General features: G+C 67.9%; 21 protein-coding genes and 1 riboswitch. Of the genes, 10 read left to right on the forward strand and 11 right to left on the reverse strand.

Annotated features, from left to right (window positions below):
• The first annotated feature begins 26 nt into the window (after positions 1–26).
• On the forward strand, positions 27–758 hold the full coding sequence (locus tag A5780_RS05955; protein WP_064907950.1) for a phosphatase PAP2 family protein: 732 nt from the start codon (positions 27–29) through the stop codon (positions 756–758).
• Between the two features lie 32 nt (positions 759–790).
• Here the strand turns inward: A5780_RS05955 and A5780_RS05960 are convergent, their stop codons facing one another.
• On the reverse strand, positions 791–1,684 hold the full coding sequence (locus A5780_RS05960) for a nuclease-related domain-containing protein (RefSeq protein ID WP_030517729.1): 894 nt from the start codon (positions 1,682–1,684) through the stop codon (positions 791–793).
• Positions 1,685–1,831: 147 nt separating this feature from the next.
• Positions 1,832–3,526 (reverse strand): GMC oxidoreductase, encoded by a 1,695-nt coding sequence (locus A5780_RS05965; protein WP_064907951.1) that lies wholly within the window; start codon positions 3,524–3,526, stop codon positions 1,832–1,834.
• 272 nt (positions 3,527–3,798) lie between these two features.
• Between A5780_RS05965 and A5780_RS05970 the strand changes: the two genes are divergently transcribed.
• The 7 genes from A5780_RS05970 (at position 3,799) to gcvP (ending at position 10,910) form a co-directional block, all read left to right on the forward strand.
• Positions 3,799–4,368 (forward strand): CDP-alcohol phosphatidyltransferase family protein, encoded by a 570-nt coding sequence (locus A5780_RS05970; protein ID WP_036500985.1) that lies wholly within the window; start codon positions 3,799–3,801, stop codon positions 4,366–4,368.
• 101 nt (positions 4,369–4,469) lie between these two features.
• The gene (gene gcvH / locus A5780_RS05975) at positions 4,470–4,868 is read left to right on the forward strand and encodes a glycine cleavage system protein GcvH (RefSeq protein ID WP_063013135.1); all 399 of its coding nucleotides are present in this window, start codon (positions 4,470–4,472) and stop codon (positions 4,866–4,868) included.
• Positions 4,869–5,087: 219 nt separating this feature from the next.
• Positions 5,088–5,558, forward strand: a complete 471-nt coding sequence (locus tag A5780_RS05980) for an FHA domain-containing protein (RefSeq protein ID WP_036500944.1) — start codon at positions 5,088–5,090, stop codon at positions 5,556–5,558.
• Between the two features lie 54 nt (positions 5,559–5,612).
• Positions 5,613–6,386, forward strand: coding sequence for a MerR family transcriptional regulator (locus tag A5780_RS05985; RefSeq protein WP_104363541.1), 774 nt, complete (start codon positions 5,613–5,615; stop codon positions 6,384–6,386).
• 79 nt (positions 6,387–6,465) lie between these two features.
• The gene (locus A5780_RS05990; protein WP_064907952.1) at positions 6,466–6,939 is read left to right on the forward strand and encodes a bifunctional nuclease family protein; all 474 of its coding nucleotides are present in this window, start codon (positions 6,466–6,468) and stop codon (positions 6,937–6,939) included.
• 209 nt (positions 6,940–7,148) lie between these two features.
• Positions 7,149–7,739, forward strand: a complete 591-nt coding sequence (locus A5780_RS05995; RefSeq protein ID WP_051024556.1) for a MerR family transcriptional regulator — start codon at positions 7,149–7,151, stop codon at positions 7,737–7,739.
• A 92-nt stretch (positions 7,740–7,831) separates the two neighbouring features.
• A riboswitch (glycine riboswitch) is annotated at positions 7,832–7,927 on the forward strand.
• A gap of 169 nt (positions 7,928–8,096) precedes the next feature.
• On the forward strand, positions 8,097–10,910 hold the full coding sequence (gene gcvP / locus A5780_RS06000; protein WP_064907953.1) for an aminomethyl-transferring glycine dehydrogenase: 2,814 nt from the start codon (positions 8,097–8,099) through the stop codon (positions 10,908–10,910).
• Between the two features lie 22 nt (positions 10,911–10,932).
• On the opposite strand, the gene A5780_RS06005 is transcribed toward gcvP, so the two are convergent.
• From A5780_RS06005 to A5780_RS06025, 6 genes are all read right to left on the reverse strand, one after another.
• A complete protein-coding gene (locus A5780_RS06005; protein WP_227463143.1) occupies positions 10,933–11,442 on the reverse strand; it encodes a helix-turn-helix domain-containing protein in 510 nt (169 codons plus the stop codon).
• A 95-nt stretch (positions 11,443–11,537) separates the two neighbouring features.
• Positions 11,538–13,211, reverse strand: coding sequence for a substrate-binding domain-containing protein (locus A5780_RS06010; protein ID WP_181063972.1), 1,674 nt, complete (start codon positions 13,209–13,211; stop codon positions 11,538–11,540).
• A 104-nt stretch (positions 13,212–13,315) separates the two neighbouring features.
• The gene (locus A5780_RS06015) at positions 13,316–13,576 is read right to left on the reverse strand and encodes a WhiB family transcriptional regulator (RefSeq protein ID WP_030517719.1); all 261 of its coding nucleotides are present in this window, start codon (positions 13,574–13,576) and stop codon (positions 13,316–13,318) included.
• A gap of 55 nt (positions 13,577–13,631) precedes the next feature.
• Complete coding sequence (locus A5780_RS06020) at positions 13,632–14,180, reverse strand: HNH endonuclease (RefSeq protein ID WP_063013127.1); 549 nt, start codon at positions 14,178–14,180, stop codon at positions 13,632–13,634.
• Between the two features lie 53 nt (positions 14,181–14,233).
• Positions 14,234–14,365, reverse strand: a complete 132-nt coding sequence (locus A5780_RS42425) for a hypothetical protein (RefSeq protein WP_255401986.1) — start codon at positions 14,363–14,365, stop codon at positions 14,234–14,236.
• Positions 14,366–14,649: 284 nt separating this feature from the next.
• Positions 14,650–15,405, reverse strand: coding sequence for an NAD(P)H-dependent oxidoreductase (locus tag A5780_RS06025; protein WP_064907954.1), 756 nt, complete (start codon positions 15,403–15,405; stop codon positions 14,650–14,652).
• A gap of 203 nt (positions 15,406–15,608) precedes the next feature.
• On the opposite strand from A5780_RS06025, the gene A5780_RS06030 reads away from it, so the two are divergent.
• A complete protein-coding gene (locus A5780_RS06030; RefSeq protein WP_082856933.1) occupies positions 15,609–16,751 on the forward strand; it encodes a serine hydrolase in 1,143 nt (380 codons plus the stop codon).
• A gap of 155 nt (positions 16,752–16,906) precedes the next feature.
• On the opposite strand, the gene A5780_RS06035 is transcribed toward A5780_RS06030, so the two are convergent.
• Positions 16,907–19,090: a malate synthase G gene (locus A5780_RS06035; protein ID WP_063013121.1), complete on the reverse strand. Its 2,184-nt coding sequence runs from the start codon at positions 19,088–19,090 to the stop codon at positions 16,907–16,909.
• 154 nt (positions 19,091–19,244) lie between these two features.
• A complete protein-coding gene (locus tag A5780_RS06040; RefSeq protein ID WP_064907955.1) occupies positions 19,245–20,327 on the reverse strand; it encodes a hypothetical protein in 1,083 nt (360 codons plus the stop codon).
• 97 nt (positions 20,328–20,424) lie between these two features.
• Between A5780_RS06040 and A5780_RS06045 the strand changes: the two genes are divergently transcribed.
• A complete protein-coding gene (locus tag A5780_RS06045) occupies positions 20,425–21,021 on the forward strand; it encodes a TetR/AcrR family transcriptional regulator (protein WP_064907956.1) in 597 nt (198 codons plus the stop codon).
• 139 nt (positions 21,022–21,160) lie between these two features.
• Here A5780_RS06045 and A5780_RS06050 read toward each other — a convergent pair whose 3' ends face one another.
• Positions 21,161–21,874 (reverse strand): hypothetical protein, encoded by a 714-nt coding sequence (locus A5780_RS06050; protein ID WP_064907957.1) that lies wholly within the window; start codon positions 21,872–21,874, stop codon positions 21,161–21,163.
• Positions 21,875–22,012: the final 138 nt, after the last annotated feature.

The raw sequence follows: 22,012 nt of genomic DNA on the forward strand, positions 1-22,012 counted from the left end.
TAGCCGGACGCGGCTATGGTCGACAGGTGCCCGCTCCACCGCCGGTCGCTCGAAATCGAGCGTATGTCGTTGCCGCCGCCGTCACCCTGATCGGCCTGCTGATCACCGTGACGGTTCCGCTGAGCTTCCCCGCCGGCGGGGGGCCGACGGCGTTCGATCGCGCGATCGGCGATCGCGTGCACGAGGGGTTGGACGCGCATCGTGGCGTCTACGATGCGCTGGTGGTGCCGAGCGACGCCTATATCGTGTTGCCGCTGTTGCTGATCGGTGTGCTCTACTGCGCCCGCCGGCGCGACTGGTGGGGTGCCGGATTTCTGGTGCTCGTCCCGGAGCTGGTGGTCGCGATCAACACCTGGGCTTTGAAACCGCTGTGGGACAGGCATTTACAGCACTATCTCGCCTACCCGAGTGGGCACACGGTCCAATTCGTCGCCATCGCAACGGGTTTGCTGCTCGTCGCCGCCACCGTGCGCTTGCGCCTCGTCCTCGGCATGGTCGCCGCACTCGCGCTGGCGGCCGTGGCGGTGGGCATGGTGGGTCTCGGCTATCACTATCCGACCGATGTCGTCGGCGGCACCGCGTTCGCCGTCGGAGCGGTGACCGCCTGCTGGGCGGTGACGACGGCACTGCGCATGCGGTTGGAGACCCGGCCGCTTCGGGCGGAGGCCGCCGGCGAGTCCGGCGCCGGCGCACCGGCGGAGTCGGGCGAGGATGCCGCAGGGGACAGCGATCGTACGGCGGGCACGCCCGCGGCCTGAGGGATGCCCGCGGCGGGCGCCGCCGGTCCGGCTCAGCCGGGGCCGAAGTTCAGGACCAGCGAGATCACGAACCAGACCACCCAGGCGGCGCCGACGAGCATGCCGATCGCGAGCAGGATGCGCAGCACCGCCCGGCCGGGATCGATGCGGTCCGCCTCCTTCGGATACAGGTTCCACGGGCTGTACCAGGGCATCGTGATCGCGACGGGGCGCCCGTAGGACTGATCGGCGTGGGCCTGTTCCTCCAGAAACGCTTCCGCCTGCGCCTGTTGCGGGCCGCCGTACCACAGCGTGGTGTCCACCGGTCCGCCGAAACCCTCGGCGACGAGATCCTGCGGGGCGGGCAGATACGGCAGAATGCCCAATCCGCGGAAGGTCAGCGCGACCTCGTTGACCGTCCACTGCGCCCGGCCCTGCGAGGTGAGCGCGGTCAGGCAATCGGCCAGCCGCCGGGGATCGTCGCCGAGCACCACCTGGAAGCCGGGATCGTTCCACAACTGGCGGATCGTCGGCTGGGCCCCGTGTGGCGGCACCACCACGACCACGCCCTGCACCACGCGCTGGCCCAGGCCGCGTTCGGCCAGCCAGTTCTGCAGGGCGTGGGTGTGCTCGCGGGAGCGGTCCAGCGGTGTGCCGCGATCGCCGCCCTCGAAACTCACCACGTGCCCGCCGACCCGCCACGGCCCGTTCAACGGGACCTCGAGGTCGCCGCTCACCCGCTCGACCAAGGCCTCGGCCTCGATCACCACGCAGGTGGTCGGCGTCCAGATCACCGCATCGAACTGATGCAGCCGGTCGGCGTAGAACAGACTGCAGTTGACCGTTGCCACACCCTGCGGGTCACCCGGCCCCTTCCAGGTACGCAACCAGTCGATGAGGACCCGCTCGGCCAGGGTCCCGGCCGCGTTCTGCACTCGCACGAGCATTGGCGACCGCCCTTCCGTCGACACTCGATACCGGAAAGCATAAGGGGCACTACGGGTCCGGGGGAGACTTCGACGCGCCGGTGTCGGCATATCGTGTGCCTTCGCCGCCCGTCGGGGCAGTGGCGAAGGCGCCCGGTATGCAGACCGTCAGCGCTGGGCGGGCGCGGGATCGATCGGCGCGATGGGCAGCCGCAGCGCTCCGGGCGCGGTATCGGGCACGGTGGCGTAGTGGGGGGCGACCGGGTCGATGCGGCGGTAGCCCGCGCCCAGTTCCGGCCGCGGATCGGGTTCACCCTTGTTGGGCCAGAACGCCATCGCGCGTTCGGCCTGCGCGGTGATCGTCAGCGACGGGTTCACCCCGAGGTTCGCGGTGACCGCGGATCCGTCGGCGATATGCAGTCCGGGATGGCCGAATACCCGCTGATACGGGTCCACCACACCGCTTTCGGGTCCTTCGCCGATCACGCAGCCGCCGATGTAGTGCGCGGTGGCGGGGATGTTGAACACGTCCATGACCAGGCCGTGCACGTCGCCGTCGACCTTCTCCCCGAACCGGCGGCCGACCTCGTGGGCCAGCGGAATCCAGGTCGGATTCGGTTGTCCGGTGCCCTGTCTGGTCTTCAGCTGCCCCCAGCGGCGGAACGAGGTCAGCGAATTGTCCAGCGACTGCATCACCAGCAGGATCACCGACTTCTCCGAGGCGTGACGGGCGTTGAGGCTGCGCGCGAACACCAGCGGGTGCAGCACGATGGCCAGCAGGAAGCGCAGGAACCGGAACGCGCCGCCGTCGACGATCGGCACCGACATCGGGAACAGCGCGTTCTGCCCCTTGCCGTAGTGGCAGACCTCGACGTGGGTGTCGGGTTCGGGATGGATCGAGGACGTGATGGCGATGCCCTCGGCGAAATCGCTGCGCTGCCGGCTGACCACATTGAGAATGGCCTCGGAGTTGCTGCGGGTCAGCTCGCCCAGCCGGGGCGACAGGTTCGGCAGCACCTTGTCGTCGCGCATCTTGTGCAACAGCTTCTGCGTGCCCAGCGCCGCGGCGGCGAAGACGACCTGTTCGGCGGTGAAAGTCTTGCGGCCCTTGCGAACCCAGCGATCCGAGCGCTGCGTCTCGATGGCGTAGCCGCCGCCCACCATCGGACGCACGCGCGTCGCCGTGGTCAGCTCGAACACCTTCGCACCGGCCTGTTCGGCGAGGTACAGGTAGTTGGTGGGGGTGGTGTTCTTGGCGTTGTGCGGGCAGCCGGTGAAGCAGCGCGCGCAGTGGATGCAGCCGCTGCGGCACGGGCCGGCGCCGCCGAAGTAGGGGTCGTCGACCTCGACGCCGGGCTGCTCCTCGTTGAAGAACACGCCGACGTTGGTGGGGTGATAGGTATCACCCACGCCGAGATCGTCTGCGATGGAACGGATCACCTCGTCGGCGGGCGTGACGCGCGGGTTGGGCGCCACGCCCAGCATCCGCTTGGCCTGGTCGTAGTAGGGGGACAGTTCACTGCGCCAGTCGGCGATATGGGCCCACTGCTTGTCGGTGTAGAAGTTCGGCAGCGGTTCGTAGAGGGTGTTGCCGTAGATCAGCGAGCCACCGCCCACACCGGCGGCGGAGAACACCGCGCACTTGCCGAGCACGCTGATCCGCTGCGGCCCGGTCAGGCCCAGGCGCGGCGCCCAGATCGACTTGCGCACATTCCAATTCGAATTCGGAATGGCCTCCGCGGGCCAGCGCCGGCCGGATTCCAGAACGGCCACCCGATAGCCCTTCTCGGTGAGGCGCAGCGCACTGACGCTGCCACCGAAGCCGGAGCCGATCACCACCACGTCGTAGTCGAAGTCGGGCATGTCTTCCTCTCGTCACCGCGTTCACAATGAAACGGTTTACGACTCATTGTGTCACTCGCTAGTGTGCCATCCGGGCGGATGCGACCGGTAAACCTATCGTGCCGCCGTACCCGTCGCGGCGTGCCCGAATGGCGCGGCGGGATCGGTTCGGGTAAGCAACAGGCGTGAGCAACCGACCGGCCGGCGGGTCCGGCCCCGACCATCAGGCCTCCGAGCCCCCGGAGCCCGCGCGCGAGTCCGCGGACGCCGCGGTCGGCACGGAGACCGACCGCATTCTCACCGTGCCGAACGTGCTGAGTGTGCTGCGGCTGATCGGCGTGCCGGTCTTCCTCTGGCTGCTGCTGGTCCTGCATGCCGACGGCTGGGCGTTCGCGCTGTTGGTCGCCAGTGGCGTCACCGACTACCTCGACGGAAAGCTGGCGCGGCTGCTCGATCAGTACTCGCGGCTGGGCGCGCTGCTGGACCCGTTGGTGGATCGGTTGTATCTCATCGCCACCGTGCTCGGCCTGCTGGTGCGCGGAATCCTGCCGTGGCCGTTCGTCGTCGTATTGATCGGCCGCGACCTGATCCTGAGCGCGACGCTGCCGATCTATCGCCGCCGCAACCTCGATCCGCCGGAGGTCATCTACCTCGGCAAGGCGGCCACCTTCGCGCTGATGTCGGCGCTGCCGTGGCTGCTGGCCGGCCAGATGGATTGGGCGGCGGCCGGTTTCGGCCGGGCCTTCGGCTGGGCGCTGCTGTGGTGGGGTACGGCGGTCTACGTGTGGACGGGTCTGCTGTATCTGCGCAAGGCCTTCGCCGTCGCCCGGACCATACCTGTTGCGCCGCGAGCAACTTCGTAGCGGGTGTGGCGATCCGACGTGTCGGCACGGGTCGATAGAGTTGTGCCGAACGCCGGTCGGCCGACACCCGTGAAAGGACGCCCCGTGAGAGGAATCAGCCTGTGACCAACCTTCCCGAGGACCTTCGCTACACCGAGGAACACGAGTGGGTGCAGCGGATCGCGCCGAACCGCGTGCGGGTCGGTATCACCGATTTCGCGCAGTCGCAGCTCGGTGATGTGGTGTTCGTGCAGCTGCCGGCAGTCGACACCGTGGTGTCGGCCGGCGAGGCGATCGCCGAGGTCGAATCGACCAAGAGCGTCTCGGAGATCTACGCTCCGCTGAACGCGAAAGTCGTTGCGGCGAACGAAGATCTCGACTCCGAGCCGGAATCGCTGAACACCGATCCCTACGGCGACGGATGGATGTTCGAGCTGCAGATCGACGACGCCGAGGCACTCGATACCGCCCTCGGTGCATTGCTCGATGCCGCAGGTTACCAAGGAGTTATCGAGGGCTGAGTCAGCCTTCCCAGTTCTACCTGCACGGGTGCGGCCCAGCAGGGTACGGTCAATGCCAACAGATGTGCCGGCGGCCGGTGCCGGGAACTCTGCCGGAACTTGCCGGTGACACCTGACAGCGCGACAGCCGGTCGCGATGGGTGGCGACGGTGAGGGCAGTGCGCTCGGAATTGGCGCCGGATACCGGTACGGAAAATCGGTTCGAGGAGGAGAGCAAGGGTGAGCGAGAACAAAGACCCGGGATACGGGGAGAGCGCGGCCGAAACGACTTCGGTGTTCCGCGCTGACTTCCTCAACGAGGTCGACGCGTCGCGCTCCGGTGAGCAGACCGGCGAGCAGCCGGTGCAAGGGGTCGAGGGGCTGCCCGCGGGTGCTGCCCTGCTGGTGGTCAAGCGCGGTCCCAACGCGGGGTCGCGGTTCCTGTTGGATCAGCCCACCACGTCGGCGGGCCGTCACCCCGACAGCGACATCTTTCTCGACGATGTCACCGTGTCCCGTCGGCACGCGGAGTTCCGGCAGGACGAGGACACCTTCCAGGTCGTCGACGTGGGCAGCCTGAACGGCACCTACGTCAACCGGGAGCCGGTGGATTCCTCGGAGCTGCAGAACGGTGACGAAGTGCAGATCGGCAAGTTCCGGCTGGTCTTCCTGACCGGACCGCGACCGCAGGTCAACGAGCCGAGCGCATAACGGCCGAGGCGGATTCCACTGATGACTGGCGCAGCGCAATGGACACGCGGAGGAATGTCGATCGGCTCCGTGCTGGACCTGCTGCGTCCGGATTTTCCGGACATCACCATTTCCAAGATCCGCTTCCTCGAATCGGAGGGGCTGATCCGCCCGGAGCGCACGCCTTCGGGATATCGCAGATTCTCGGTCGCCGATGTCGAGCGGCTGAAGTTCGTGCTGACCGCGCAGCGGGATCAGTATCTGCCGCTGAAGGTGATCAAGGAGCAGCTCGAAGCGATCGACCGCGGCGCGGCGACCCTGGGTGTGCGTGAAGCGCGGGCCCGGGCCGACGGCGCCGGTGTGGACGGCTCGGGGCGTGCGCCCGAGTCCACCCGCACGGTGGGCGCCCCCGCGGCGCCCCGGCGGCTGGGTGTGGTGCCCGGCGAGGTGTCGCCGGACGAATTGCGTCTCGATCACGAAATGCGCGTCACGCGTGCCGATCTGCTGGAGCAGGCCGGGATAGATGAGAAATTTCTCACCGAACTGATACGCGCCGGGCTCATCACGCCCGGCGCTGCCGGATTCTTCGACGCCGAGGCCGTCACCTTGGCCCGCACCGCCCAGGCGATGAGCGAATTCGGTTTGGAGGCACGGCATCTGCGGGCGTTCAAGCTGGCAGCGGACCGGGAGGCGGCCATGATCGCCCAGATCGCCGCGCCGATAGCCAAGAGTCGCGACGCCGATGCCCGGGCCCGCGCCGAGGAGACCGTACGCGAGTTGGCGGCGTTGTCGCTGACGCTGCATACCAGCTTGGTGAAGACGTCGGTGCGGGCTTCCCTCGGCGGCTGAATTCTTCGCCTAGACTCGGTGATACGGCCTGCCCAGCTGGGCTCGTGCGGGCGGCCGGCGAGTATGGGAGGCCAGTGCGATGAGTGAAATGCGTGTGATCGGCATCCGGGTCGAGCAGCCCCAGAACCAGCCCGTGTTGCTGCTGCGTGAAGAGTCGGGCGACCGTTATCTGCCCATTTGGATCGGTCAGGCCGAGGCGACCGCCATCGTGCTCGAGCAGGAGGGGGTGACCCCGATCCGGCCCCTGACCCACGACCTGATCAAGACCCTGATCCACGACCTCGGCCACACCTTGAAAGAGGTGCGAATCGTGGATTTGCAGGAGGGAACCTTCTACGCCGACCTCGTCTTCGACAACGACGTGCGGATCTCCGCACGTCCGTCGGATTCGATAGCTATCGCCTTGCGGGTCGGTTGCCCGATCTACGCGGAGGAGCCGGTCCTCGAGGAAGCCGGGCTAGTGATGCCCGACGAACGCGAGGACGAGGTGGAGAAGTTCAAGGAGTTCCTGGAGTCGGTGTCACCGGACGATTTCAAGGCCACCGACAGTTGAGCTGTCTTGGAAGACACCGACAGCTGAGCTTCTCGCCCGGGTTACCGGCGACCGCGTATGGCGGTCAGGTGCTCTATACCTCACGTAGAGGGTGAGAAACACGCCGCACGCGGAGTTTGGCTCCATGCCCGTGCTGCCGAGACAATCGACAGAGTAGCCTCGACAGTTAGGCCGTTGTTCTTCTTCGGCGATGCAGTGAGGGAGTAGCAGTGGGAGACCGACCGCAGCAACCAGCACCCGACCCGCGGCCCACCGCGGTCGTGCAGCCAGGGCTGTTCCCTGACGACACGGTGCCCGACGAGCTGGTCGGTTACCGCGTTCCCAGCGCCTGCCAGGTGGCCGGTATCACCTACCGGCAGCTCGACTACTGGGCCCGCACCGGGCTCGTCGTCCCCTCGATTCGCAGCGCCACCGGTTCCGGCAGTCAGCGCCTGTACTCCTTCAAGGACATCCTGGTTCTCAAGATCGTCAAGCGGCTGCTCGACGCCGGGATCTCACTGCAGAACATCCGCATCGCCGTCGATCATCTGCGCAGCCGCGGGGTCGAGGATCTGGCCGGGATCACGCTGTTCTCCGACGGCACCACCGTCTACGAATGTTCCTCGCCGGAAGAGGTCGTCGATTTACTGCAGGGCGGTCAGGGCGTCTTCGGTATCGCCGTCAGCGGGGCCATGCGCGAGCTCACCGGCGCGATCGCCAACTTCCCGGCCGAACGCGCCGAAACTCACGAGGCGAGCGACCGGCCCGAGGACGAATTGGCCTACCGGCGCAAGGCGCGCGAGAACCGCAAGACCGGATAGTCGTCGCTCGTCGAATGTGATGCAGCCGACTGCGTGCTGAGCTGGGTCGGAAACATGGCGTTTACCGCGCACCGCTTAGACTGAGGGTGCGTCGCCGCCGTGCGGGAGAGTTCCGGGTTTCGTCCCGGACGCCGAAGGAGCAGCACCTCCCCGTCAATCTCTCAGGCATCAGGGACCGTACGGAGTTCGACGCCTCTGGAAAGCGGCGGCCGCACACAATGCGGGCCGCCCGCCCATGGGGAAAGGGATCGCGCGCGACCCCGAATCTCTCAGGCGCCACGACAGAGGGGGAGGGCCGACAGTCGTCGACGGTGGCACCCGGGGTGCCGGTCGACCCGCCCGAGCCTTGGAGCTGCCGTGACCCGTAGTTTCGCCGACCGCCACATCGGACCCGACACCACCGAACTGGATCGGATCCTCGATACCGTCGGCGTCGGGTCGATGGACGAACTCGCCGCACGTGCCGTGCCCGCGAGCATTCTGGACGCCGCCGGGGAGACCGGCCTGGACGCGCTGCCGACCGCGATCTCCGAACACGACGCTCTCACCGAACTTGCGGCGCTGGCACATTCGAACACCGTCGCCACGTCGATGATCGGCCTCGGTTACTACGACACCCTGACCCCGCCGGTGCTGGTCCGCAACCTGCTGGAAAACCCCGCTTGGTACACCGCGTACACGCCGTATCAGCCCGAGATCAGCCAGGGCCGGCTCGAAGCGCTGCTGAACTTCCAGACCATGGTCTCCGATCTGACCGGGATGGAGGTGGCCAACGCCTCCATGCTGGACGAGGCCACCGCGGCCGCCGAGGCGATGACGCTGCTGCAACGCGCCAACCGCAAGAGCACCTCCCAGCGGCTGCTCATCGATGCCGACCTGTTCCCGCAGACCCGAACCGTGCTGACCACCCGGGCCGAACCGCTCGGCATCACGCTGGTCGAGGCGGATCTGAGTTCCGGCGAACTGCCCGAGGGCGACTTCTTCGGCGTGGTCCTGCAGACGCCGGGCGCCTCCGGCCGGATCGCGGACCCGACCGCGGTGATCGCCGCGGCGCACGCGCGGGGTGCGCTGGTCGCGGTCGGCGCCGATCTGCTGGCGCTGACGCTCATCGCCCCGCCCGGGGAGCAGGGCGCCGACGTATGCTTCGGCACCACCCAGCGGTTCGGTGTCCCACTCGGCTTCGGCGGTCCGCACGCCGGATATCTCGCGGTGCGCACCGCACACGCGCGGCAACTGCCCGGCCGGCTGGTCGGCGTTTCGGTCGACGCCGACCGGGACCGCGCCTACCGGCTCGCGCTGCAGACCCGCGAACAGCACATTCGCCGCGAGAAGGCGACCTCGAACATCTGCACCGCGCAGGTGCTGCTCGCGATCGTGGCCGCGATGTATGCCTCCTACCACGGCGCCGACGGGCTGCGCGCGATCGCGCGGCGGGTGCACGGTCACGCCGAGCGGCTCGCCACCGGGCTCGGCGACGCGGTCGTGCACGAACGCTTCTTCGACACCGTCCTGGTGTCGGTGCCCGGTGGCGCCGAGGCCGTGGTCGCCAAGGCGAAGGGGCGCGGTATCAACCTGCGTCTCGTCGACGCCGACCATGTGGCGGTGGCCTGTGACGAGGCGACCACCGCGGCCCAAGTGGCGATCGTGCTGGAATGCTTCGGCGCCGACGGAGTGCCGGAGACGGCCACGCTGCCCTCGATCGAAACCCGGACCTCGGCCTATCTGACGCATCCGGCGTTCGCCCGCTATCACACCGAAACCGCGATGCTGCGGTATCTGCGGCAGCTGTCGGACAAGGATATCGCCTTGGACCGCAGCATGATTCCGCTCGGTTCGTGCACCATGAAGCTCAACGCCACCGCCGAGATGGAGCCCATCACCTGGCCCGGTTTCGCGCGCCTGCACCCGTACGCGCCGCTGGAGGACGCGCCCGGCATGCTGCGGGTGATCGAGGATCTCGAGCACTGGCTGGCCGCGGTCACCGGGTACGACCGGGTGAGCCTGCAGCCCAATGCCGGTAGTCAGGGCGAGTACGCGGGATTGCTCGCGATCCGCCGCTATCACCTCGACCGCGGCGACACCCACCGCGACACCTGCCTGATTCCCTCCAGTGCGCACGGCACCAACGCCGCGTCGGCGGCGATGGCCGGGCTGCGGGTGGAGGTCGTGAAATGCCGGGACAACGGCGACGTCGATCTGGACGATCTGCGCGCCAAGATCGCCGATCACGCCGACCGGCTGGCCTGCATCATGATCACCTATCCGTCCACTCACGGCGTGTACGAACACGAGGTGGCCGAGTTGTGCGCACTCGTCCACGATGCGGGCGGACAGGTGTACGTCGACGGCGCGAATCTGAATGCCCTTGTGGGACTTGCCCGTCCGGGTCGCTTCGGCGGCGACGTCTCGCATCTGAACCTGCACAAGACCTTCTGCATTCCGCACGGCGGTGGCGGTCCCGGCGTGGGCCCGGTCGCGGTGCGCGAACATCTGGCGCCCTACCTGCCGGGCGATCCGCTGCAGCCGGATTCGCACGCGGTGTCCGCGGCGCGGTACGGGTCGGCCTCGATCCTGCCGATCACCTGGGCCTATATCCGGATGATGGGCGCCGACGGCCTGCGCCGGGCCACCCTGACCGCGATCGCCTCGGCCAATTACCTTGCGCGGCGGCTGGATTCGCATTTCCCGGTGCTCTACACCGGCGAGAACGGCATGGTCGCCCACGAGTGCATCCTGGATCTGCGCGAGATCACCAAGCGCACCGGCGTGACCGTCGACGATGTGGCGAAACGCCTGGCCGACTACGGATTCCACGCCCCGACCATGAGTTTCCCGGTCGCAGGGACGCTGATGGTCGAGCCCACCGAAAGTGAGAACCTCGAAGAGCTCGACGCCTTCGCCGACGCGATGATCGCGATCAAGGGCGAGATCGACGAGGTTGCCGCCGGCACCTGGCCGGTCGAGCAGAGCCCGCTGCGCGGCGCCCCGCATACCGCCGCTTCGCTCGTCGGCGACTGGAACTATCCCTACAGCCGCGAGACCGCCGTCTACCCGCTGGGTGTGCACTCCGGCCGGGCCAAGGTATGGCCTGCGGTCCGGCGCATCGACGGAGCCTTCGGTGACCGCAATCTGGTGTGCTCGTGCCCGCCGCTCGAGGCCTACACCGACTGAGTTCTCGGCCGAGCGCGGGCGGTCACGCTTCGGCGGCGACCGCCTGCGCGTAGGCCTCGGCGAGGCGTTCGGTGGCGGTCGGCTTGCCGGTATCCGGGCGCGCGATGCCGAGGTGGCGTTCGCGCAGCTCGTCCATGAATTCCGCCCACAGTTGCGGGCCGCCGGCCTCGAGCAGTTCCGCGCGGACGCGCAATCCGGGGGTTGTCGGACGGTGTCGCAGGCCCCAGGAGGAGAGGGCGGCCAAGACCGGAACCAGCTGGATCGCGGGTTCGGTGAGGCTGTAGGTGGCGCGCTGTCCGCGGCGGACCTCGTCGCGGGTCAGCAGTCCGGCGTCGACGAGGGTTTTGAGCCGGTCGGCGAGGATATTGGAGGCGATGCCCTCCTCCGACCGGGACTGCAGCTGCCGGAAATGACGGCGGTCGCCGAACATGATGTCGCGCAGCACCAGCATCGTCCACCGATCGCCGACCACCTCGACGGCGGCGTTGATCGGGCAGCCCGACCGCTGTTCCGAAAGCTGTTCCTCGGACACCACACCTCCTTCGCCAACTGCTTGCATCTTACTAGCACTAGCGGCTGTGACGGTGCCCGAGATCCGCTGGCTGGTGAAGCCGGCGGCGAACGGCCCTACGGCGTGGTCAGCGCGTGGTTGACCGCGGTGCCGAAGGTCATGTCGTCGGAGGTGCTGACCTTGGTGTAGGTGCCGCCGGTCTTCTGAGCCAGATTCTGCAGGGTCTGCGCCCCCTGGCCGCCCACGACGATCACATCCACCCGCACCGGATGCGCGGCATCGGCGACGCCGGTGATATCGGTGATCAGCTGATCCCCGGTCACCGAGGAATTGTCGTTGGGGCCGCCGGTGATGAGCAGCACCGAATTCGTCTTACCCGGGGAATAGTTCTTCACCGCGCTGCGGTAGGCGGCCTCGAGCGACGGGTAAGTGCGGTCGGTGCTCGAACCGGCCAGCGTGACGTTGCCCAGGGCCGTGGACAATTCGGAGCGGTGTTGCGGTGTGAGCGCTTGGGTGGGCGCGACCATTCGATAGGGATTGCCGTCGGTCAATTGATTGGCGTAGATCCAGGCGCCGGCACCGAAATCCGGCGGCATCGTGTCGAGGGTCGACTGGACCGCGGCGAGAGCGTTGTTCAACCGCGACATCGAACCGTCGCTGGGTGCCATCGACGCCGAGGTGTCGATGAGAATGGTGGCCTGCACGCCCAGGACCGGATGGGCGAGCACCGACTGCACCCGATCGAGGACCGACTTCGCCGGCACCGCGGTGGGTGTGGCGGCCGCGGCGCCGAATCCGTTGTCGGTGAACAGCTTCTGTTGTTCGGGAGCGCGCAGGAAGTCGGCGAACATGCCGGCCGCCAGGTTCTGGGTCTTGTCGACCCAGCTTCCGGTGAGCATCGCGGCGGGATGATCGGCGACCGGCGCGGCACCGGTCGGATGGAACAGCGCGACGCTCGGCCGGGTCTTGGCTTGCTGCTCGGTAACTGCTACCGCGTGGATTGGGGAGTTGGGGCCTTGCGCGGAATCGGCGACCGCCGCCAGCGCGGAGGCGGTGTCCCCGGATTCCGGTGCGTCGGCGGCCAATCCGGAGATGGCGGCGATGACCTGACCGGACGCGGCGGATTCGTCGGTCAGCGGATCGGAGCCGGAGACGGCCGACCCGACCGCGACCGCGGCGGCCAGCGAATCGTCACCCGGTGGCATCGCCATCCGCAGCGGACCCCAGCTGCCGAGGCCGATATCGCCGAGCGACCCGCGCTGCAGGCGCGCCAGATCCGACCAGCTGAGGTTGGCCTTCTCCATCGCTTGCGCCAGGGTGCCGGGGGCGGCCACCGCGATCGGGCTGACGGCGATCGAGGCGGGCGTGCCCTGCACCAGTCCCGGAACCCGCATCTGCTCGACCGCCCGCGAAGAACTCGGAATCCAGAGACCGGGTTGTGGGCCGAGCTTGGCGTCCCAGTTCGGGGCGGTGAGCCCGGTCACCATCGCGGCGGTGGTCCGTTCGGTGACGGAGACCTTCGCGCAGTGATCGCGGACCTGGGGGTGGGTGGCGTTGTAGCGGTCGGCGGCGGCGCGCACGGGAGCGGCGATATCGGGATCGACGGTGACCGCGAGCGTCACCGGGCCCTCGATGCACTGGCCGGCGGCGCTGCGGTTCTCCGATGCCGAACGATTGCTGAGCCAGAACCAACCGGCGACCGCCACGATCAGCAGCAGGACCGCCACCACGGTGATAACCAAACCTTTGCTGACGCCCCGTGATCCGTCCGCGCTGCGATGTGTGCCCACGATTTTCCAGTGTATGGTCACGCGAAAACCGGCGCTCGACCAGGATCGGTCGAGCGCCGGGCTCGGATCGTGCGAGTGACGCGGACCACTCGCACGTGTCGTTCTCAGTCGCGGATCAGCTTGCCGCGGTCGAATTCGTGACCGCCCCACACACCGGACTGGCCGGTGCCGGCCGCGAACTCCGCGCACTGCCGGCGAATGGGGCAGCCGGCGCAGATTCCGCGCGCGTAGTCGAAGTCCTGCGACGGGTACGGGAACCAGGCATCGTGGTTCGGGTCACCCTTGCATGCGGCCTGGTCCCAGCTCTGTGTATCCGAGACCGGGAGCAGATCCACCAGGGTGAGTGCCGGAGTCGTAGTTGTCATATCGGATCCCTCCTTCCTCGGGATGTGCGGGTGTTCACTGTGCGCCGGTGGCTGTTCACTGTGCGCCCGTGGCGACGAGGTCCTTCCAGATCCGCCGTTGCCGCCGCTGCATGTCGGTGGGCGCCTTGGGTTCCCAGAGCAGTCGCATCCCGGCCTCGTCCGGGGTGCGGTCGGCCTTGCGGGTGTTGCACGGTCCGCAGGCGGCGACCAGGTTGTTCCAGGTATTGGGTCCGCCCCGGCTGCGCGGGCGGATGTGGTCGACGGTGCGGGCCCAGCCGGCGCAGTATCCGCACCGGTGACGGTCCCGCCGCAGCACACCCGCGAGGGTGGCCCGGCTCTCGTCGTGCACGAGCACGCTGTGCTCGAGATAGACGTAGCGCAGCAACCGGATCGTCTGCGGCAGAGCGATTTCCAGATGCTTGGAGCGAATCGGGAAATGCGGTTGCCGCTCGGCCACGGTCTCGGCGGTCCCGCTGATCACCAGCACGACCGCGCGATCCGCGCCGATATCGGTCAGCGCCTCGTAGGACGCGTTGAGGACCAGTACCTGGGCGTGTATCCAGTTGTCGGGAGCGAGAGTTCTTTCGGCGTGACGAGACAGCATGGGGGTCACCATGTTTCGTGAAAAAGTGGAACGAGGAGAGGAGGGGGAGCCGATCAGGCCTGCCGGAAGAGGCGACCGGATTCCCGCTCGGCTTGCCGCAGAATGCTCTGCGACTGCTCGACGCCGGTCGAATGTCGCTGCCCGGCAAGATCGTTCATCTCGTCGCGCATACTCTTCGGATACATCGGCCACCTCCTCCTTCCCGTTACTCGTCGAATGGCCCCGCTGTGCGGCGGGACCGGTTGATCATCGTTGTCATGGTGACACAGCGTTACCGCCGTTGTCGGGTCATTTTTTCGTCGCCGCAACCGATCCGGCGGGCGACGCGAACCCCCCGTTGCCGCAGTTACAGCGCTGGGGGTGTTCGAACTATTCCCTGACCTCGCGGAGTCGTGTGTGTGTTCGGCCACGCCGCGACCGGCGTAGGGCGATCGGATCTGTGGGTCCGGTCTTCAGCCTGGTGCGCATCTCAGCCTGCGCGGTGCAGCCCGAATCCGGTCGCGTCGCAGCCCAAGCCGTCCCGCAGTCGCAGGCTGCGGTCGTAATCGCCGCCGGCCTGGGTGCGGTACGGGATCGGCTCGATCGCGTCGATCCGCGACAATCGCGCCCGCAGGTCGTCGGCGATGGCGGAGAAACGTTCGGAGTCGACCCGGATGGTGCCGTGGACGAGGAACGGGGGCAGCACATCCATGCCGGGGTAGTAGAGGATGCCGTGGTGGATGGGAAAGAGCAGGTCGTCGATGTGGCCGTTGATGCCACGTTCGGAGTAGGCCGGCTCCCGTCCGCCGATGGAGACCACCAGCATGGCTCGCCGCCCACTCAGCGCGCCCGCACCGTATCGGGGCAGCGCCGTGCTGCCGGATCCGTAGGCGAAGCCGTTGGTGAACACCCGGTCCACCCAGCCCTTGAGGATGGCGGGCATCGAGTACCACCACAGCGGAAAGTGCAGCAGCACCGCGTCGGCCCACCGCAGTTTGTCCTGTTCAGCCGTGATATCGGCGGTCAGCGTGCCGTTGCTGTACGCCTCGCCGGAGGCCTGCATGAAGGTGCCCGTACCGGACTCACCGAAATCGGCGGCATCGGCCTGCGCCTTCCAGCCCATCGCATACAGATCGCTGACCACGACCTCATGTCCTGCGCCGCGAAGGTGTTCCACCGCAACATCTTTGAGAGCTCCGGTGAGCGAATCGGGTTCGGGATGCGCATACACGATCAGAATTCGCATATGTGGCGACAACGGTTCGATACCGCCGCGCATTCCCGCGCCCGAGCGCCCGGATGTGTCGCCGACAGGACCGGAATGTGAGATTTGCGTGACAAACTGGTTGAAAAATATTGCGCGGCAATCGAATTGTGGGAGCGGGCGTGCTGATACTCTGTGGCCAGGGGTCGCCGCAGATCTCCGTCACGACATCTTGGGGGAGTGATATGTCGACAGATCGACGAGTGCTCGAAAACTTGGAGACCGCCACCGTGACGGGCGGGGAGGGCGCATTCGCGCCTTCCAGCGCGGTCGCCGGCAAGCTGGAGGCCATTCGTGCCGAGGCGGGTCTTCCCGCGCTCGCGGCGGCGGTGTGGCGCGGGGGCACCCTGATCGGCTCATGGGCGAGCGGGGTGCGGAAACTGGGAGATCCGACGCCGGTGACGACGGCCGACGAATGGCATCTGGGGTCCGACACCAAGGCGATGACCGCGACGTTGATCGGTCTCCTCGTCGATCGCGGACAACTCGCTTTCTCCGATCGCCTCGACACCGTGCTCGCCGGTGAGACGATCGACCCCGGTTATCGCGCCACCACCATCGAACAGCTGCTCCAGCATCGCGGCGGCGCCCCGGCCGCCATGCCCGCCGACATCAAGCAGCGGATGTGGTCCGACGGCGATGACCCCGGCGCCCGGATCCGAGCCGTGCGGTCGCTGCTGAGCCGCCCGCCCGCACAGGCACCCGGCACGTACGCCTATGCGAATGCCGGCTATCTGATCCTCGGCATCGTGCTGGAGCGGATCGCGAAGACGCCGTGGGAGAACATGATTCGGACCGAGCTGTTCGCGAAGCTCGGCATGACGTCGGCCGGCTTCGGACCGCCCGGCAACGGCACCGCCGTCGATCAGCCGTGGGGGCATACGAATGCTGGGAACGCGCTCGAACCCGGTGCGGGGAACACGCTCGAACCCATTGCACCCGCGGATCCGCGCGCGGACAACCCACCGGCCTACGGACCGGCGGGACGGGTCCATGTCGGTCTCGCGGACTGGGGGAAATTCCTCACCATGCACGTCCGGGGTGCTCGCGGTGAGCCGACCTTGCTGTCCGCGGCGACGATGGCGCGTCTGCATCAACCGCCGCCGGGTGGCGACTACGCCGCCGGTTGGCGCGTCACGACCAGGGACTGGGCCGGCGGTGTCGCGCTGACCCATACCGGTAGCAATTTGCTGTGGCTGGCGACCACCTGGTTGGGGCCGGCGCGCGATGTGGCCTTCGCGACGGCGACCAACTGCTGTGCCGACTCCGCCGACAAGGCGCTGGACGACGCGACCTGCGTGCTGATAGAGGCCTTCGTCGGCGGGTGATCGTCGGCGCGTGCGATCGACGGGACCTCCGCGGCGAAGCCGCACGGACGCCGGCCGCCAAAGAGTGTTCCGAGCGCGAAGCAGCCCCGGTCGTTCGATACGACCGGGGCTGCGACGTCACGGTTCGCCGCGACAGGGTCACGACGAGTTTCGGATCAGCCCTTCGCGGCGAGCGCCTTGGCCTCGCGGCGGCGGCGGTGCAGGATGGGCTCGGTGTAGCCGTTGGGCTGGCAGGCACCTTCGAGGATCAGTTCCTTGGCGGCCTGGAAGGCGACGCTGCCGGCGAAGTCGGGGGCCATCGGCTTGTAGGCGGCGTCACCGGCGTTCTGCCGGTCGACGACGGGCGCCATCCGCTCCAGGCTCTCGACGATCTGCGCCTCGGTGACGATGCCGTGGCGCAGCCAGTTCGCCATCAGCTGGCTCGAAATGCGCAGGGTCGCACGGTCTTCCATGAGCGCGACATCGTTGATGTCGGGCACCTTGGAGCAGCCGACGCCCTGATCGATCCAGCGGACCACGTAGCCCAGGATGGACTGCGAGTTGTTGTCCAGCTCGTTGCGGATCTCCTCGGCCGACCAGTTGGTGTCGGCGGCCAGCGGGATCTCCAGGATCTGGTCGACGGTGGCGCGCGGGCCGCCCTTGGCGATCTCGGCCTGCCGCTTGAACACGTCCACCAGGTGGTAGTGGGTGGCGTGCAGGGTGGCGGCGGTCGGGGAGGGCACCCAGGCGGTGGTGGCGCCGGCGCGCGGGTGGCCGATCTTCTGCTCGAGCATGTCGTGCATCAGATCCGGCATGGCCCACATGCCCTTACCGATCTGCGCCTTGTGCTGCAGGCCGGTGGCCAGGCCCTTGTCGACGTTCCAGTCCTCGTAGGCCAGGATCCACTGCTGCTTCTTCATCTCGGCCTTGCGGATCATCGCGCCGGCCTCCATGGAGGTGTGGATCTCGTCGCCGGTGCGGTCCAGGAAGCCGGTGTTGATGAACACCACGCGGTCCTTCGCGGCCGCGATGCAGGCCTTGAGGTTGACCGTGGTGCGGCGCTCCTCGTCCATGATGCCGACCTTGAGGGTGTTGCGGGGCAGGCCCAGCACATCCTCGACCCGGCCGAACAGCTCGTTGGCGAAGGCGACCTCGTCGGGGCCGTGCATCTTCGGCTTCACGATGTACACCGAACCGGTGCGCGAGTTGCTGACCTTGGCGTTGCCGTTGAGCGAGTGCACCGCGATCAGCGAGGTGATCAGGCCGTCGAGGATGCCCTCGGGCACCTCGTTGCCCTGCGCGTCGAGGATCGCGTCGGAGGTCATCAGGTGGCCCACGTTGCGGACGAACAGCAGCGAGCGGCCGTGCAGGACCACGTCGTTGCCGTCGAGACCGGTGTACACCCGGTCCGGGTTCATGGTGCGGGTGAAGGTCTTGCCGCCCTTGCTGACCTCTTCGGCCAGATCGCCCTTCATCAGGCCCAGCCAGTTGTGGTAGCAGAGCACCTTGTCCTCGGCGTCGACCGCGGCGACCGAGTCCTCGAAGTCCATGATCGTGGTGACCGCGGACTCGAGCACGACGTCCTTGACGCCCGCGTCGTCGGTCTTGCCGATCGGCGATTCCGGGTCGATTTGGATGTCGATGTGCAAACCGTTGTGGCGCAGCAGGATCGAGCTCGGCGCGGACGGATCGCCCAGGTAGCCGACCAGGGCCGAGGAATCGGCCAGCCCGATGTCGGTGCCGTCCTCGAGGGTGACCTCGAGTTCACCGTCGACGATCTTGTAGGCCTTGGAGCCGACGTGCGAGCCGGTGATCAGCGGCACGGCGTCGTCGAGGAAGTTGCGCGCCCATTCGATGACCTTGTCGCCGCGGACCTTGTTGTAGCTGGTGCCCTTCTCCGCGCCGTTGGCCTCGGAGATGGCGTCGGTGCCGTAGAGCGCGTCGTAGAGCGAGCCCCAGCGCGCGTTGGCGGCGTTGATGGCGAAGCGCGCGTTGCTCACCGGCACGACCAGCTGCGGGCCGGCGGTGGTCGCGATCTCGTCGTCGACGTTCTGGGTGCCGATGGCGAAATCGGCGGGCTCTTCGCGCAGGTAGCCGATCTCGGCGAGGAACTTCTTGTAGGCGGCCTTGTCGTAGCCCTTGCCCGGGTTCTCGGCGTGCCAGGCGTCGAGTTTGCCCTGGATCTCGTCGCGTTCGGCCAGCAGGGCGCGGTTGCGGGGAGCGAGGTCGTTGATGACGCTCTCCGCACCGGTCCAGAACGCGGCGGAATCTACGCCGGAGCCGGGGAGCGCCTCGTTCTCCACGAAGTCGTGAAGAACCTTGGCCACCTGGAGCCCGCCGACCTGAATCCGCTCTGTCATCTACTGCCTCATTTCGAGAAAGCCGGATGGAAAAAGTACGCCTGTCATGTTACCCATGGGTAGTTGCGTGGTCGCGGTCGGCATCGATTGAGCAGGCCCGATTGTATCGTGGGCCACAACTGGGGTCGGCTGCCCCGGGTCGTCTCCGGGGCGATCAGGCCGTCCGGGCGAGCTGTGCGGTTTCGGTGTCGTGCGCCGGCTCGGGAAGGTGGCGGGTGCGCTGGGGGACAGTCGCCAGCAACAAGCCGCCCACGGCCCAGCAGCTCAGCACCGCCAGTGCCGCTGCCGAGCCCGCACCGCCGAAATAGGCGGTCGAGCGCAGCGCGGTGGCGGCCGCGCCGGGCGGGAGCAGTGTTCCCAGGGTGCCCCAGCCGGTCGGCAGCAGTTCCGGTGCGGACATGGCGCCGGAGAGTGGAATGCCCAGTGCGACAAAGGTTGCCGCGCCCACACCGAGTCCGGCGAGGCCGAGCACGGCACGCAGGCCGAGGAGTGCGAGTGCGATCGCGCCGATGGCCAGGGCGACCACTCCCGCGTTGGCGAGGTAATTTCCGGTCAGCACGTCGAGCCAGGTGTGCAGAACGGCGGTGACGGCGAATCCGGCGATGAGCGCGACGGCTACGGCCGCGCCGATCCGGGCGGTGCGGCCCAGCGCCAGCAGCGACAGGGCGGCGCCGGTCAACAGGCCGCCGATGACCATGGGGACCAGGGTGAGGCCGAATACCGCGCCGTGCGGGTCGGCGGCAGGCGTGGCGACGACATCGGTGACCACCGGCGCCGGCGAAAGCTGTTGCGGCATCGGGGTGCTGGGTGCGGGTTGGCCCGCGGCAGGACTACCGGGCTGCGGCGACTGCCCGGAATTCGTCTGCGGCGCAGCGGATCGGCTCATGCGCCGGGCGGCTTCGGTCAGGGCTTGGGCGACGGCCGGGCCGGCGGCGGAGGCGGTCAACACCTCCGGTCCGTTCGCGCCGATCACGATGGCGCCGTAGATATCGCGATCCTCGATGGCCTGAACGGCCGTCGTGCGGTCGGGATATGTCGTCGTGTCGATCGCCGAATCGCCGAGCGCGCCGAGGCCCTGGCGCACCTGTTCGACGGCGGGGGCCGGGCCGGCCAGCCCGACCGGGAGGTGACGTGGGGCCAGGTCGGAGGTCGGCCAGGCGAAGGCGGTGACCAGCACAGTGATCAGGGCGGACAGGGCCAGAACCGGTCCGAGAACGGTGGCGGGCGACGGTCGCATCGCAACTCCAAAGAGAAGGAACGTTCTTTTTGCATTTCGAGCATGCGCCCGCGGCCGGGAGATTGTCAAGAACGAACGTTCTTTTTATGATTCGGACATGCCGCGACTGACCGAACAGCGTCGCACCGCCCGGCGAGACCAGCTGATCGCTGCCGCCGTGCGCTGTGTGGCCCGGGAGGGATTCCACAAGACGACGATGTCGGCGGTGATCGCCGAATCGGGGATGTCGGCGGGGGCGGTCTACGGCTATTTCGCATCCAAGAACGACATCATCCGCGCGATCGCCGACTCCGTGCTCGGCCGGATGACGGCGAATCTGGCTCGGCTCACCGAGGGGGCGACGCCGGTGGCGCCGATCGATGCGCTGGAGTCGGTGCTCGGGCAGATCGCGGATCTGGCTCGCGACGGCGATATTCCGCGCGTCGCGGTGCAGGCGTGGGCGGAGGCCGGGCGGGACGAGGTGGTGGCCGGGATCGTCCGTGAACGCCTGGCTCAAGTCCGGAACGCCTGGCGGGAATTGCTCCTGCGCGCCCGTGAGGCCGGATTGCTCTCCGCCGCAGCCGATATCGACGCGCTCGCCCAGGTCATGCTCGGCGCGATGATGGGCTTCCTGCAGCAGTACCTGTTGATGGGCGACGTACGCCCGGATTCCTACGCTGCCGCCTATCGCAGTCTGGCGGGCGTCGGAGAGTAGGCGAACCGATCGCGAGATTCGTCGGCACGGTGCCGGGAGCTCGCGGTATGCCATCGTGAGCCGCCGGGTTTCGGGTCAGGCGGGAAGCTGACCACTGCCGTCGTGCAGCCAGGAGTTGCCGGACTGACCGGCAGGGAGATTACCGCCGGGGCTCGACCCACAGCGCTTCGGCCAGGACCCGCAGATCGCCCTTCGGCGTCGAAATGGCCACGCCGACAGTGCGTTTGCGCCCGGAGGCGGCGATCGGCCAGGACCAGACCAGGTACTTCTCCCCGGCGCGAACCGGTCCGATGCGACGGGTGGTGAGGGCGGCCGTGACGCCCCCGGGCCGCATTCCGGACAGTTCGATGGCTGCCCAGCCGCCGGGGCAGTCGACGGCCGACCAGATGTTCTCCGTGGTCAGATGCCCTCCGGGCCCGGCCAATTCGGCATCGGGAACCCAGGCGGCCGCGACGAGATCGTGGTCGCGCATCCGCCAGGGATACAGTCGCAGGCCCCGGCCCGGTGCATTCGCGGTGCCGCAGCCGTAGCAGTCGGGAATGGGCCGGCCCGCGGCGAACGAGTCGCGAGACGCGACCACCGCCTCTTCCCATGCGGGTGGCGGGGTGACGGCTAATTCCACCGAACCCGGGCTCGCCTCGGCGAGGATTGTGCCGTCGGAATCGGTGAGCACACTGCCGGATTCGGAATCGGTGATCAGGACCGGGGTGCGCACCGGAACACCGCGCCGGAAGTCGACGCGAACCTCACCGCCGACGCGATCGGCGAGCATGCCCGCCACGTAGCCGCCGAACGCCAGATCCGGATAACCGTGGATATGCGTGGGAATGGTGATCGCCGTACCGACAGTCATCCGCGTCCGAACCTCTCGATTGTGTGCCGACCCAGGGACCATAGCGGCACCCACCGACATCCTCGGGTCCGCCGGACGATCCGCACCGGACCGGCCCTCTCGCCGCGGCCGCCGAACCTGCGGACAAGGAAGTATCGA

The sequence above is a fragment of the Nocardia sp. 852002-20019_SCH5090214 genome (assembly GCF_001665865.1).
In the GTDB taxonomy this organism is placed as follows: Bacteria; Actinomycetota; Actinomycetes; order Mycobacteriales; family Mycobacteriaceae; genus Nocardia; species Nocardia nova.

Excerpts from the sequence above, each read along its gene's own strand:
- A5780_RS05960 (WP_030517729.1), bottom strand. The coding sequence starts at position 1,684 with ATGCTCGTGCGAGTGCAGAACGCGGCCGGGACCCTGGCCGAGCGGGTC.
- A5780_RS05965 (WP_064907951.1), bottom strand. The coding sequence starts at position 3,526 with ATGCCCGACTTCGACTACGACGTGGTGGTGATCGGCTCCGGCTTCGGT.
- A5780_RS05985 (WP_104363541.1), top strand. The coding sequence starts at position 5,613 with ATGTCGATCGGCTCCGTGCTGGACCTGCTGCGTCCGGATTTTCCGGAC.
- A5780_RS05990 (WP_064907952.1), top strand. The coding sequence starts at position 6,466 with ATGAGTGAAATGCGTGTGATCGGCATCCGGGTCGAGCAGCCCCAGAAC.
- A5780_RS06015 (WP_030517719.1), bottom strand. The coding sequence starts at position 13,576 with ATGACAACTACGACTCCGGCACTCACCCTGGTGGATCTGCTCCCGGTC.
- A5780_RS06020 (WP_063013127.1), bottom strand. The coding sequence starts at position 14,180 with ATGCTGTCTCGTCACGCCGAAAGAACTCTCGCTCCCGACAACTGGATA.
- A5780_RS42425 (WP_255401986.1), bottom strand. The coding sequence starts at position 14,365 with ATGTATCCGAAGAGTATGCGCGACGAGATGAACGATCTTGCCGGGCAG.
- A5780_RS06025 (WP_064907954.1), bottom strand. The coding sequence starts at position 15,405 with ATGCGAATTCTGATCGTGTATGCGCATCCCGAACCCGATTCGCTCACC.
- A5780_RS06030 (WP_082856933.1), top strand. The coding sequence starts at position 15,609 with ATGTCGACAGATCGACGAGTGCTCGAAAACTTGGAGACCGCCACCGTG.
- A5780_RS06035 (WP_063013121.1), bottom strand. The coding sequence starts at position 19,090 with ATGACAGAGCGGATTCAGGTCGGCGGGCTCCAGGTGGCCAAGGTTCTT.
- A5780_RS06040 (WP_064907955.1), bottom strand. The coding sequence starts at position 20,327 with ATGCGACCGTCGCCCGCCACCGTTCTCGGACCGGTTCTGGCCCTGTCC.
- A5780_RS06045 (WP_064907956.1), top strand. The coding sequence starts at position 20,425 with ATGCCGCGACTGACCGAACAGCGTCGCACCGCCCGGCGAGACCAGCTG.
- A5780_RS06050 (WP_064907957.1), bottom strand. The coding sequence starts at position 21,874 with ATGACTGTCGGTACGGCGATCACCATTCCCACGCATATCCACGGTTAT.